This window comes from Pseudomonas sp. BN417, assembly GCF_029871205.1.
Classification (GTDB): domain Bacteria; phylum Pseudomonadota; class Gammaproteobacteria; order Pseudomonadales; family Pseudomonadaceae; genus Metapseudomonas.
Window position 1 is genome coordinate 16,945 of record NZ_SSOJ01000066.1, and the last position, 13,092, is coordinate 30,036.

The window sequence follows — 13,092 nt, forward strand, 5'->3', positions numbered from 1 at the left end:
CGCCAAACGGCCCTTTCGCGAATGAATTCGCTTCCACGGGGAAGCGGCGGGTAGCGTCAGGCTTCTTCCACCTCCACCAGCAGCTGGCGGCTCTTCACCTGGTCGCCGCGGGTGACCTGGACGCGACGGATCACGCCGTCCACGCCGGCCTTCAGTGGGTGCTCCATCTTCATGGCTTCCAGCACCACCAGCAGCTGGCCCTTGCCGACCCGCTCGCCTTCGCTCACCAGCACCTCGACTATCGCGCCGTCCATGGGCGCCTTTACCGTGCCCGAACCCGCGGAGCCCTGGCCGCCAGCCGGCTCGTGGGTGACGTCCTGCAGCTCCAGGTTGCCGTTCTGCCCGAACAGCCAGAGCTGTTGTGCCTGTTGATGGTAGGCGACGCGGCGACGGATGCCGTCCAGCTCCACCACCGCCCAGCGGCCGTCGGCGCGCAGCAGACGGATGGCGATTTCCGTTTCAGCGACCCGGGCCAGCAGGCGCGGCTGCTGGCCGGCGTCGTGTACGGCCAGTTCCACCCCGTGCTTCTGCTCGCCCTGGCGCAGCACCAGGCGCCAGGGCGCGTTGCCGGCGCTGCGCCAGCCGGCCAGCCCGCCCTGGTGGGCGTTGGCACTGGCCGAAACCTGGTAGAGCAGCGTGGCGGCGATGGCCAGCTCGGCCGGCGAGATCGGTTGGGGGCTCAGGCTGGCATCGCTGCCGAATTGTTCGCCGATAAAGGCCGTGGTGGCGTCCCCGGCGGCGAAATGCGGGTGCCTGAGCAGGTTGGCGAGGAAGCGCTGGTTACCCTTGACCCCCAGCAGCACGCAGTCCTCCACCGCCCGCGCCAGCTTGCGCCGGGCTTCGTCGCGGGTGGCGCCCCAGGCGATGACCTTGGCCAGCATGGGGTCGTAGAAGGGCGTGACCGCCTGGCCTTCCGCCAGACCGTGGTCGATGCGGATCCCATCCAGCTCCACCGGCTCCCAACGCAGCACCTGGCCGGTCTGGGGCAGGAAACCGGCGGCCGGGTCCTCGGCATAGAGACGCACTTCCATGGCGTGGCCATTCAGCTTGATTTCGTCTTGCTCGAGCGGCAGCGGCAGGCCCTCGGCCACCTGGATCTGCCAGGCCACCAGGTCCTGGCCGGTGACCAGTTCGGTCACCGGGTGCTCCACCTGCAGACGGGTGTTCATTTCCAGGAAGTAGAAGGCGCCGCTGGCGTCCAGCAGGAATTCCACCGTGCCGGCGCCAACGTAGTGGACGGTGCGCGCAGCCTTCACCGCCGCCTCGCCCATGGCCTGGCGCAGCTCGGGCGTCATCACCGGGCAGGGCGCTTCTTCGATCACCTTCTGGTGGCGGCGCTGCACCGAGCAGTCGCGCTCACCCAGATAGACCAGGTTGCCCAATTGATCGCCGAACACCTGGATTTCCACGTGGCGCGGCGCGATCACGGCCTTTTCCAGGATCAGCTCGGCGCTGCCGAAGGCGTTCAGTGCTTCGGAGCGGGCGGTGCGCAGTTGCGCCAGCAGTTGGTCGGGCTCCTCGACCAGGCGCATGCCGCGCCCGCCGCCGCCGGCACTGGCCTTGATCATCAACGGGTAGCCGATGCGCTGGGCTTCGCGCGCCAGAGTGGCGTCGTCCTGTTCGGCGCCTTCATAGCCCGGAATGCAGGGCACGCCGGCCTCCAGCATGGCCAGCTTGGACAGGCGCTTGCTGCCCATCAGGTGGATGGCTTCGACGGTCGGGCCGATGAAGGTGATGGCGGCCGCTTCGCAGGCGCGGGCGAAGTCGGCGTTTTCGGAGAGGAAACCGTAGCCGGGGTGGATGGCGTCGGCGCAGGTTTTGCGAGCGGCGTCGATGATGGCGTCGATCGACAGGTAGGACTGGGCGACCGGGGCCGGGCCGATGCAAACCGCCTCGTCCGCCAGCTGCACGTGGAGCGCATCGGAGTCGGCCTCGCTGTAGACCGCGACCGTGCGGTAGCCAAGCGCCTGGGCGGTGCGCATCACCCGGCAGGCGATCTCGCCACGGTTGGCGATCAGGATCTTGTTGAATGCGGGCATCGGAATGCTCCTGCTTTGCGTGGCCCGGATGCAATCCGGGGTTGGTCGTTCCCGGATTGCATCCGGGCTACTTCCGTTTCTGTGTGGGTGCTACTCGGCCCAGCTCGGCTTGCGCTTCTGTACGAAGGCCAGGGTGCCCTCGGCGCCTTCGGCCCCCGTGACGGCCAGGGCGAATTGCTCTGCCGCGCTGTCCAGCAGCGGGCCCAGGGGTTCGCTTTCGGTGGCCAGCAGCAGGGCCTTGGTCCGGGCATTGGCGCCGGGGGCGCAGCGGCGGATCTGCTCCAGGCTGTCGACCAGGCGCTGTTCCAGGGTGGCGCTTTCGGTCTCGGCGAAGTGCACCAGGCCCAGGCGCAGGGCCTCCAGCCCGTCGAAGCGGGCGGCGGTGAGGGCCAGGCGGCGGGCCTGGGTCAGGCCGATGCGCTTGACCACGAAGGGCGCGATCTGCGCCGGCAGGATGCCGAGGCTGGTTTCCGGCAGGCCGAACTGGGCGCCTTGCAGGGCGATGGCGAGATCCGAGACGCAGGCCAGGCCGAGGCCGCCGCCGAGCACCGCGCCTTCCAGCACGGCGATCAGCACCTGGGGCTGAGCCTGGGCTTGTTCCAGCAGGCTGCCGAAGGCCCGGTTCAGCCGCTGGTAGGCCTCGCCGCCGGTGGCACGTGCACTGGCCATGTCCTTGATGTCGCCACCGGCGCAGAAATGCCCGCCGGCACCCCGCAGCACCAGGGCGCGCACGCTCGCGTCATCGCGCACGGCGGCCAGCACCGCGCGCAGCTCCTCGACCATGGCCAGGCTCATGGCATTGCGGCTGTCCGGTCGGTTGAGGGTGATGTACAGCACGCCGCCGGCCTGTTCCAGCAGCAGGGTTTCAGTCTTCGGTAATTCCATGGTCGGTGTCCCGGCAGCGTGGTCGTAGGATGGGTGGAGCGGAGCGATACCCATCATTCGAGGCGATGGGTATCGGCGCTGCGCACCTCCACCCATCCTACGGATCTTCAGCCTTTCTTCTTCCCGGGCAGGATGCCCATCAGCTTGCAGATGATGCCCAGCATGATCTCGTCGGCGCCGCCGCCGATGGAGACCAGGCGGGTGTCGCGGTAGGCGCGGGAGACGTGGTTGTCCCACATGAAACCCATGCCGCCCCAGTACTGCAGGCAGGCGTCGGTGACCTCGCGGCCGAGGCGTCCGGCCTTGAGCTTGGCCATGGAGGCGAGGCGGGTGACGTCCTTGCCGCTCACGTAGAGTTCCACGGCCTGGTAGACCAGGGCGCGCAGGGCTTCGATTTCGGTCATCAGCTCGGCCAGGCGGAAGTGGATCACCTGGTTGTCGATCAGCGCGTTGCCGAAGGTCTTGCGTTCCTTGCAGTAGTCGATGGTGACGTCCACGCAGTGCTCCAGGCCCTTGATCATGTTGGCCGCGCCGAACATGCGTTCTTCCTGGAACTGCAGCATCTGCATCATGAAGCCGGCACCCTCGTGGCCGATGCGGTAGCGCTGCGGCACGCGGACGTTGTCGAAGAACACCTGGGCGGTCTCGGAGCTGCGCATGCCGAGCTTGTCCAGGTGGGCGCTCAACGTGATGCCGGGCGTGTTCATCGGCACCATGATCAGCGACTTGTTGACGTGGGGCTTGTCGTCCGAGGTGTTGGCCAGCAGGCAGATGAAGTCGGCGGAGGGCGAGTTGGTGATCCACATCTTGCTGCCGTTGATCACATAGTCGTCGCCGTCCTTGCGGGCGGTGGTCTTCATCCCGGCCACGTCGGAGCCGGCGCCCACTTCCGAGACGCCGATGCAGCCGACCATCTCGCCGGCGATGGCCGGGCGGAGGAACTCCTCGCGCAGCTCATCGGAGCCGAAGCGCGCCAAGGCCGGGGTGCACATGTCGGTCTGCACGCCGATGGCCATGGGGATGCCGCCGCAGTGGATGGTGCCGAACTCTTCGGCGGCGACTATCGAGTAGCTGTAGTCCAGGCCCATGCCGCCGAACTTCTCCGGCTTGGAGATTCCCAGCAGGCCGAGTTCGCCGGCCTTCCTGAATATATCGTGGATGGGGAAGCGGCCTTCCTTTTCCCACTGGTCGACATGGGGGTTGATTTCCCTGTCGACGAAATTGCGCACCGTGCGGCGGAGTTCTTCGTGTTCCTGGGTGAAGATCATTGTTGTTGTTCTCCTGATCGGATCGAACGGGGTCCTGTTGGGCTTCGCTTCGCTCTGCGCCAACCTACGGTCAAAAACGGGCGACGCCGAAGCTGTTGGCCTTGAGCGGACGCAGCTCCGCTTCCGCGCAGATATCCAGCAGATAGCCCAGCAGCCGGCGGCTGTCACGGGGGTCGATCAGGCCGTCGTCCCAGAGGCTCGCGGTGCCGTAGAGCGCGGTGGACTGACTGTCGAGCTTCTGCGCGGTCACCTGTTCGAGCATGTCGAGCATCTTCAGGTCGGGCTCCTTGCCCTCCTTGGCGTGCTTCTCCTCGGTGACGATACGCAGCACCTTGCCGGCCTGGGCGCCGCCCATTACCGCGGTGCGGCTGTTGGGCCAGGCGAAGATGAAGCGCGGGTCCAGGCCGCGGCCACACATGGCGTAGTTGCCGGCGCCGTAGGAGCCGCCAACCACGAACGTGAGCTTGGGCACGCGGGCGTTGGCCACTGCCTGGATCATCTTCGAGCCGTGCTTGATCACGCCCAGTTGTTCGGACTCGGTGCCGACCATGAAGCCGGTGGTGTTGTGCAGGAACAGCAGCGGCACATTGGCCTGTTCGCATAACTGGATAAACTGCGCCGCCTTGGCCGCGCCCTGGGGCGTGATGGGGCCGTTGTTGCCGATCAGGCCGCAGGGGCGGCCTTCTATACGCAAGTGGCCGCAGACGGTCTGGCTGTCGAACTCGTTCTTGAAGTCGAGGAATTCCGAGCCGTCGGCGATGCGGGCAATGATCTCGCGCACGTCGTAGGGCTTCTTCGGGTCCGCCGGGACCACGCCCAGTAGTTCCTCGGTGCTGTACAGCGGCTCACACCATTCGCGTTTCGTGCTGGCGGGCAGCTGTGCGTTCCAGGGCAGCATGGCGAGGATGTCGCGCGCCAGGCGCAGTCCGTCGGCGTCGTTCTCGGCCAGGTATTCGGCGGTGCCGGCCACCTGGGCGTGCATCTCGGCGCCACCCAGTGCCTCATCCGTGGCCACTTCGCCGGTGGCGGCCTTGAGCAATGGGGGACCTGCGAGGAACATCTTGGCCTTGCCGCGCACCACGATCACGTAGTCGGACAGGCCCGGCTGGTATGCCCCGCCGGCGGTGCTGGAGCCGTGCACCACGGTGATCTGCGGCAGGCCCATGGCGGACATCCGCGCCTGGTTGGCGAAACCGCGCGCACCCTCGACGAAGATTTCCGCCGCGTAGTTGAGGTTGGCGCCGCCGCTTTCGGTCAGGGCCACCAGGGGCAGCTTGTTCTCCACGGCGATCTGCTGCAGTCGCAGGGTCTTCTTCAACCCGGTGGGGGAGATGGTGCCGCCCTTGATGGCACTGTTGCTGGCACTGACCAGGCAGCGGATGCCGGCGATATAGCCGATGCCGGCGATGATGCCGCCGCCGGCCTGGGTTCCATCCTTGTCGTCGTGCAGCTTGTAGCCGGCCAGGGAGCAGAGTTCGAGGAAGGGGCTACCCGGGTCCAGCAGCAGGTTCAGGCGCTCGCGGGGCAGCAGCTGGCCGCGCTTGTCGAATTTCGGCTTGGCCTCGGCAGCCTTGTCCAGCACCTTCTGCTCGATCTGGCGGAAGCTGGCCACGGCGGCGAGCATGGCCTCGCGGTTGTTCGCGAAGTCCTCGCCCTGGACGTCGAGTTCGGATTCGATCACGGCCATCGCGTCACTCCTGGTCCTTCAACACATCGGGCAGGTAGGCCCGGTGGAAACCGTTGTAGGCGCGGCTCTGGCCGGGTTTTGCCTTGACCAGGGGGAAGGCGCGGCTTCCCTGGCTGGCGGCGCCGTCGATGCGGATGGTGGTGCCGCTGATGAAGGCCGCGCCGGGCGAGAGCAGGAAGACGATGGCCGCAGCCACTTCCGATTCGCTGCCGATGCGCTTGAGCGGCACGTGCTCGCGCAGGGTGGGGATGATGGCCTTGAAGGCACCTTCATAGGTGTCCATGCCGCTGGAGGCGATCCACCCGGGGGCCACCGCGTTGACCCGCACCCCGGCGTGGCCCCACTCGACGGCGGCGGTCTTGGTGAAGTTCTCCATGCCGGCGCGGGCGGCGCCAGAGTGGCCCATGCCGGGCATGCCGCCCCACATGTCGGCGAGCATGTTGACGATGCTGCCGCCGGCCTTGCTCATGGCCTGGTTGAACACCTCGCGGGCCACCAGGAAGCCGCCTACCAGGTTCGTGCGCACCACGGTCTCGAAACCTTTCTGGCTGATCGAGGCGAGTGGGGCGGGGTACTGGCCACCGGCGTTGTTGACCAGATGATGGATGGCGCCCCGTTCGGCCAGAACGGCCGAGACCATGGCCTTGACCGCGTCCTCCTCACGGATATCGCAGGCCTGCCAGCTGGCGCTGCCGCCGTCTTCGACTATCTCGCCGGCGGTCTTCTCCAGCTTCTCCGGCTTGCGCCCCACCAGCACCACGTGGGCGCCCAGGGCCGCCAGCTCGTGGGCGGTGCATCGACCGATGCCGCTGCCGCCGCCGGTGACCATGATGGTCTGGCCGCTGAACAGGCCGGGCTTGAATACCGAGTCGTAGCTCATTCTTGTCGTCCTTCCGTCTGTCGCGTCGGGGATGCGTTATCCGCGCCTTGCTCTTTGTAGGAGCGCGCTTGCTCGCGAAACTCCGCGCGGTGCGGTTCGCCAGCAAGCTGGCTCCTACGAGCCGGGTGCCGTGTCATTCATTGCAGGCTGTCGGCCAGGGCCTGGGGCACCGGCACAGGGAATTCCAGGAGCTGCTGGGCGAACGCCTTGCCTTGCGGGTCGATGCGCAGGCTGGCGACTCCACCGCCGCCCAGGGCGTTCTCCAGCAGGAAGTTCAGGCTGTGGCTGCCCGGCAGGTACCAGCGGGCCACACGGCCCAGCTGCGGGTCGAGCACGTGATCCATCCAGTCGACCACCGCCTCCGGGGTCAGGGCCTCGGCTATCCAGGGCAGGTACTCGGGCCGGCGCGCCATGACACCGATGTTGCTGTGGTTGCCCTTGTCGCCGGAGCGGGCCACGGCCAGCTTCACCAGCGGCACGCTGGCACTGGCCTGGCCTGCGGTCGGCGGCGGGGCCAGGTCGTCGGCCAGGGCGGTAACGTCGAAGCTGTCGACCTGCGGCAGCTCGGTGGCGCGGCGCTGGCCGTCCAGTTCCACTTCCAGCTGGCAGGCGGACTTGTTCACCAGGAAGGAGAAGAGGCGGATCACCGGGTAGACGGTCGGTCGGCCGCCGACTATGCCGGTCAGGCCCGGCGCCATGCCGGTGGCGGCCTGGGCGATCTCCCGGGAGAACAGCACCAGGGCTTCCTTGCGGCTGTGGCTGACGGCGATCTTGATCACCACTTCGCGGCTGTCCTTGCGCTGGCCGTGAGGACCGTAAGTGGCTTCGCTGCCCAGCAGCTCGACGTTAACCTCGCTATAGCGGCCCCAGCCGCGCTCGGCGAAGATCTCTTCGGTCTTGGCGATGATGGCGCGACTGACCCGCTCGGCCTTCTTCACGGCATCGATGCCGGCCAGCAGGCAACTGGCGGTGCAGCGGAAACCGTCGGGGTAGGTGGCGCTGACCTTGTACTGCGGTGTCGGTGGCAGGCCGCGGGCGCCCAGCACGCGCACGCGATGCGGGCCAACCTGCTCCAGGGCCACCCGGGTGAAGTCGCAGACCGCGTCGGGCAGCAGGTAGGCGCGTGGGTCGCCAATCTCGTAGAGCATCTGCTCGCCGACCGAGAAAGGCGTGACCAGGCCGCCGGAACCTTCCGGCTTGGTCACGCAGAAACTGCCATCGGCTTCGACCTCGACTATGGGGAAACCGATGTGCTCGTAATCCGGCACCGACTCCCAGTCGGTGAAGTTGCCGCCGGTGCACTGGGCGCCGCACTCGATCAAGTGGCCGGCGAGTGCGGCCTGGGCCAGCTTGTCGTAGTCGGTCCAGGCCCAGCCGAACTCGTGGACCAGGGCGGCGCTGACCACCGCGCTGTCCACCACCCGGCCGGTGATGACGATATCGGCACCCTGTTCCAGGGCGGCCACTATGCCCGGCGCGCCCAGGTAGGCGTTGACCGAGACGCACATGGGCGGCAGCGGGGCGCCGCTGAACATCTCGCGGATGCCCGCCTTGGCCAGTTCACCGAGCTTGGGTTGCAGGTTGTCGCCATGCAGCACGGCGATCTTCAGGGACACGCCGGCCTTCTCGCAGGCGGCTGCCAGGGCGGCGGCGCAGGCCGCCGGATTGACCCCGCCGGCATTGCTGATCACGCGGATCTTCTTCTCCGCGATGCTCGGCAGCAGTGGCGCCAGCACCTCGATGAAGTCCGTGGCGTAGCCGGCGTCCGGGCTCTTCAGCCGGGCGCCGGCCATGATCGACATGGTGATTTCGGCCAGGTAATCGAATACCAGGTAGTCCAGTGTCGCGCCCTGCACCAACTGGGCGGCGGCGGTGGAGGTGTCGCCCCAGAAGGCGGAGGCGCAGCCGATGCGTACGGTTCTTGTCATTGGAGTGGTCCGCAGCACTGAGGGAAGATGTACTCAACACTACCAAGCAAGCGCTTGGTTGAAAAGTGCCGAATACGCTCTTTTTTACCCGAGCGCTTGCTTGGGAGCAACGCCCAGCATAAATTTCGTTAATCAAGACAGAGACTTGCGAACCATTCTTAAGTTGGATGGCTAAGCGCAGCGGGGATTCAGATGAGCCTTGACGACGAAAAAGCCCAGGCGGTGATGCGCGAACTGGTGGCCAGCGGCCAGATCACCGACCCTGACAGTGCGCGGGGCAAGCTACTGCAGACCGCCGCCCACCTGTTCCGCAGCAAGGGCTACGAACGTACGACCGTGCGCGACCTGGCCAGCGCCGTGGGCATCCAGTCCGGCAGCATCTTCCATCACTTCAAGAGCAAGGATGAGATCCTCCGCTCGGTGATGGAGGAGACCATCCTCTACAACACTGCCATGATGCGCGCCGCCCTGGCTGAAGCCGGCGACCTGCGCGAGCGGGTGCTGGCGCTGATCCGCTGCGAGCTGCAGTCCATCATGGGCGGCACCGGAGAGGCCATGGCGGTGCTGGTCTACGAATGGCGATCGTTGTCTGAGGAGAGCCAGCACTACATCCTCCAGTTGCGCGAAAGCTATGAGCAGATCTGGCTGGGAGTCCTGGGCGAGGCGCGGGCCGAAGGCTATTTCACGGCCGACCCCTTCATCCTCCGGCGTTTCCTCACGGGGGCCCTGAGCTGGACCACCACCTGGTTCCGTCCTGAGGGGCCGATGAGCCTGGATGAACTGGCGGAGCAGGCCCTGTCGCTGGTAATCAAGGACGTCTGAAAAGCGTGATCTCTATCACATCAGGGGCGCGCGGCTTGGGGTGTAGTGGCACTTTGTCCTAGGCTGCGGGCCAACTGACTGAAATCTGCAGGGAGCAGGGGCGGCATGGACGGTTGCAGGGGCGTTTCCCTGGGGGTGTTGTGGTTCTCCGTGGTTTCGCTGTTCTCCACTCCCGTGTTGGCAGCGCAGACCGTTCAGGTCGCCGGAGCGCATTTCCCGCCTTATGTGATCAAGCCGGAGTCTGCCGAAGCCAGCGGCCTGCTGCCGGAAATGCTCGACGCGCTCAATGGTCTGCAGGCGGACTACCGATTCGTCATGCGGCCCACAGCCATTCCCCGGCGCTTCCGGGATTTTCAGGAAGGGCGCATCGACCTGGCGATATTCGAGAACCCCGACTGGGGTTGGCAGGGTATCGCCGGATCGCGCATCGACCTGGGCCTGGAAGATGCCGAGATCTTCGTCGCCAAGGCCGAGCCCGGGCGCACCCAGCACTTCTTCGACGCTCTGGCCGGCAAGCGCCTGGCGCTCTACAACGGCTACCACTACGGCTTCGCCGGCTTCAATGCCGACCCCGAGTTCCTCCAGCGCGAATTCAACGCCCAGCTCACCTATTCCCATGACAGCAATCTGCGCATGCTGCTGCGGGGGAGGGCGGATATCGCCTTGGTGACCCGTTCCTATTTCAACGCCTACCTGGAGCACTACCCGGAGCAGGCCGGCAGTTTCCTCGCCAGTGAGCGGCTGGACCAGCGCTACCTCCACTACGCCTTGCTGCGGCCGGCAGCGCCGATCAGCGCTGCGAAATTTTCCGAGCTGCTGGACAGGCTCCGCGCCGATGGTGACTTGCAGCGGATCTTCGGCCGCTACGGAGTGGTGGTCAGCCCAGCCGCAGCGGGTAGCTCAGCAACAGCAGATGGCAGAGATTGACCGCCAGGTGCAGGGCGACCGCAACCGATAGCCGGCCGCTGTAGTGGAAGGCCAGGCCGTAGCCGAGGCCGGCGAGCCCTGCGAGCACCGCGAACAACGGGCTGAAGGGCAGGTGGACGGCACCGAAGAGCGCCGCCGTGAGCAGGATGCCAGTGCGCGCACCCAGCCTTGAAACCAGCGCCGGCTGCAACAAACCGCGAAATACCAGTTCCTCAGCCAGCACGGTGGCCAGCAAGTTGACCGCCAGCCATTCCCAGATCAGCGCCGGCCATTTTGGTTGCCAACCCACCAGGCCCAGGCCCATGGCCAGGAGTGGCACCAGCAGCAGGGTTGCCAGCACCACTATCCAGGCACGGTGCGGCGAAGGCGCCGGCCGCGCGGGGCGGCCCAGCCACCAGGCCAGCAGGGTCATCCCTACCAGCAGCTTGTCCCAGGACAGGCGCAGGGCGTAAGGCGGCGCATCGGGGCTCAGCTTCTGGGCTTCGCCGAGGGGCAGGGGGCTGAAGCCCGGCAGCAGGTGGGCGGCCAAGGCCACGGAAGAGAGCAGGGTGGCTGGCAGCCAGAGGCGCGTCGGCAGTTGACGTTCGGCGAAGACCCAACCGGCATAAGCGACGCCGGCCAGCAGGGCGCTGACCTCGATGCCGCCCAGCCCCTGGCCCAGTGCCAGGACGATCAACGGAAACAGCAGTTGCAGATGGAGCGGCATGGCGCCTCCCTGTGGCGATGCCGCAGTGCGGATTTCGGGAGACACGGGGTCAACGGTCCTTGGCTTCCTTGGCATCCATCTCGGCATTGCGCTCGCGGATGCGTTTGAGTTGTTCTTCAGTTAGCGGCAGCTTCTTCGCTGTGTCGCGCAACAGCATCAAGCTACCGACTATGGAGCCGATGGCCAGGACCAGTATCAGCCAGGCATACCAGGGCATGATGATCTCCTGCGGGAAGGGCCTCTACTCTATTCGATTGTGCGCGCCTTTCCACGTTCCCGGGAATCATTCGATTCGTTGGGAAATCCGGGCAAGCGGTCCCCAAATGGCCTTGGCCACAGCTGATTCGGACCGGGCTCGCGATTTTTCCGGAACATTCCGGCAGCCTAGGGGCGGAGAAGCGGCTATTGCTGGCTGCTCTCAGCTCCCATCAAGGAGGATTCGATGCAGATCCCCGTTACCCTCCAGGCCGGCCTCTGGGGCTGGCTGGCCGCCAGCAGCCTGCTCATCGGCGCGGCGGTCGGTTTCCTGGTGAAGCTGCCGCAGAAGGTGGTGGCTTCGATCATGGCTTATGGCAGCGGCGTGCTGGTGGCGGCCCTGTGCTTCGGGCAGATACCCGAGGCGGAACGCATCGGCGGTCTCTGGCCGACCATGGCCGGGCTACTGGCCGGCGGCGCCATTTTCGTTCTCGCCAGCCAGTACATCGAGCGGCTGGAGCAGCACCATCGGAGCAAGAGTGGCAGCGGCATGGTTGCCTTGCTGATCGCGGTCGGCGCCTTCCTCGACGGCATCCCCGAGTCGCTCGGTCTGGGGCTCGGCCTGCTGGATGGCGGCGAGGTCAGCCTGTTGATGCTGGTGGCGATCTTCCTCGCCAACCTGCCGGAGGGCCTCGCCAGTGCCGCCGGGTTGCGAGAGGAAAAACGCAGCGGCGCTCTGGTGTTCGGCCTCTGGGGCGTCATCGCCTTGCTGTCCGGGCTGGCCGCCATGGCCGGGCCGGGACTATTCGCCGAGCTGCCGCCGCTCTGGCTGGCGTTTGCCCTGGGGTTCTCGGCGGGGGCGGTGCTCTGCATGCTGGTGGACACGCTGATCCCGGAAGCCTTCGAGACTACCCACGCCTGGACCGGGTTGATCACCCTGGCCGGATTCATGACCGCTTTCGCCCTGGACCACATCGTGTAAGGCAGCGGCGCACGCCGGCTTCCGCTACAATGCGCGCCGTTTCCGATTCGTAAGAGATTGCCCCATGTCCGCCTGTCAGACGCCGATCATTGTCGCCCTCGACTTCCCCACCCGTGAAGCCGCCCTGCGGCTGGCCGACCAGCTGGATCCCAAGTTGTGCCGGGTCAAGGTGGGCAAGGAGCTGTTCACCAGCTGCGCTTCGGAGATCGTCTCGACCCTGCGCGACCGCGGCTTCGAGGTGTTCCTCGACCTGAAATTCCACGACATCCCCAACACCACGGCCATGGCGGTGAAGGCCGCTGCCGAGATGGGCGTGTGGATGGTCAACGTGCACTGCTCGGGCGGCCTGCGCATGATGGCGGCCTGCCGCGAGACCCTGGACAAGTTCAACGGGCCCAAGCCGCTGCTGATCGGCGTCACTGTGCTGACCAGCATGGAGCGCGAGGACCTGGCCGGCATCGGCCTGGACATCGAACCCCAGGAGCAGGTGCTGCGCCTGGCGGGGCTGGCCGAGAAGGCCGGCATGGATGGCCTGGTCTGCTCGGCCCAGGAAGCCACGGCGCTCAAGACTGCCCACCCGCGCCTGCAACTGGTGACCCCGGGTATCCGCCCGGCCGGCAGCGCCCAGGACGACCAGCGCCGCATCCTCACTCCGCGCCAGGCCCTGGATGCCGGCTCCGACTACCTGGTGATCGGCCGCCCGATCAGCCAGGCCGCCGATCCGGCCAAAGCCCTGGCCGCGGTAGTGGCCGAGCTGGCTTGATGCATCCGGT

Annotated in this window: 12 protein-coding genes; 4 read left to right on the plus strand and 8 right to left on the minus strand. The window is 66.7% G+C overall.

Annotated elements, in window-relative coordinates:
* Positions 1–56: 56 nt before the first annotated feature.
* The 6 genes from atuF to E8F11_RS06415 form a co-directional block, all read right to left on the minus strand.
* Positions 57–2,039, minus strand: a complete 1,983-nt coding sequence (gene atuF / locus E8F11_RS06390) for a geranyl-CoA carboxylase subunit apha (RefSeq protein WP_280287994.1) — start codon at positions 2,037–2,039, stop codon at positions 57–59.
* Between the two features lie 90 nt (positions 2,040–2,129).
* Positions 2,130–2,924, minus strand: a complete 795-nt coding sequence (gene atuE / locus E8F11_RS06395; protein WP_280287995.1) for an isohexenylglutaconyl-CoA hydratase — start codon at positions 2,922–2,924, stop codon at positions 2,130–2,132.
* Between the two features lie 107 nt (positions 2,925–3,031).
* Positions 3,032–4,192 (minus strand): citronellyl-CoA dehydrogenase, encoded by a 1,161-nt coding sequence (gene atuD, locus E8F11_RS06400; RefSeq protein WP_280287996.1) that lies wholly within the window; start codon positions 4,190–4,192, stop codon positions 3,032–3,034.
* Between the two features lie 70 nt (positions 4,193–4,262).
* A complete protein-coding gene (gene atuC / locus E8F11_RS06405) occupies positions 4,263–5,879 on the minus strand; it encodes a geranyl-CoA carboxylase subunit beta (RefSeq protein WP_280287997.1) in 1,617 nt (538 codons plus the stop codon).
* A gap of 4 nt (positions 5,880–5,883) precedes the next feature.
* Positions 5,884–6,759 carry an SDR family oxidoreductase gene (locus E8F11_RS06410; protein WP_280287998.1) on the minus strand — a complete coding sequence of 292 codons (876 nt, stop codon included), beginning with the start codon at positions 6,757–6,759 and terminating at the stop codon, positions 5,884–5,886.
* Positions 6,760–6,896: 137 nt separating this feature from the next.
* Positions 6,897–8,687, minus strand: coding sequence for a DUF1446 domain-containing protein (locus E8F11_RS06415; protein WP_280287999.1), 1,791 nt, complete (start codon positions 8,685–8,687; stop codon positions 6,897–6,899).
* Positions 8,688–8,879: 192 nt separating this feature from the next.
* Here E8F11_RS06415 and E8F11_RS06420 point away from each other — a divergent pair, with 192 nt between their 5' ends.
* Positions 8,880–9,509 (plus strand): TetR/AcrR family transcriptional regulator, encoded by a 630-nt coding sequence (locus tag E8F11_RS06420; RefSeq protein ID WP_280288000.1) that lies wholly within the window; start codon positions 8,880–8,882, stop codon positions 9,507–9,509.
* Between the two features lie 105 nt (positions 9,510–9,614).
* Positions 9,615–10,436 (plus strand): transporter substrate-binding domain-containing protein, encoded by an 822-nt coding sequence (locus E8F11_RS06425; RefSeq protein WP_280288001.1) that lies wholly within the window; start codon positions 9,615–9,617, stop codon positions 10,434–10,436.
* Here E8F11_RS06425 and E8F11_RS06430 read toward each other — a convergent pair.
* The gene (locus E8F11_RS06430; RefSeq protein ID WP_280288002.1) at positions 10,387–11,142 is read right to left on the minus strand and encodes a CPBP family intramembrane metalloprotease; all 756 of its coding nucleotides are present in this window, start codon (positions 11,140–11,142) and stop codon (positions 10,387–10,389) included. The two genes, E8F11_RS06425 and E8F11_RS06430, sit on opposite strands and share 50 nt — an antisense overlap.
* A 49-nt stretch (positions 11,143–11,191) precedes the next feature.
* A complete protein-coding gene (locus tag E8F11_RS06435) occupies positions 11,192–11,359 on the minus strand; it encodes a DUF2897 family protein (protein ID WP_151135083.1) in 168 nt (55 codons plus the stop codon).
* 225 nt (positions 11,360–11,584) lie between these two features.
* On the opposite strand from E8F11_RS06435, the gene E8F11_RS06440 reads away from it, so the two are divergent.
* Together E8F11_RS06440 and pyrF are read left to right on the plus strand one after the other, a co-directional pair.
* The gene (locus E8F11_RS06440; protein ID WP_280288003.1) at positions 11,585–12,319 is read left to right on the plus strand and encodes a hypothetical protein; all 735 of its coding nucleotides are present in this window, start codon (positions 11,585–11,587) and stop codon (positions 12,317–12,319) included.
* 64 nt (positions 12,320–12,383) lie between these two features.
* Entirely contained in the window at positions 12,384–13,082 is a 699-nt protein-coding gene (gene pyrF / locus E8F11_RS06445) for an orotidine-5'-phosphate decarboxylase (protein ID WP_280288004.1), read from the plus strand.
* The last annotated feature ends 10 nt before the right edge of the window (positions 13,083–13,092 follow it).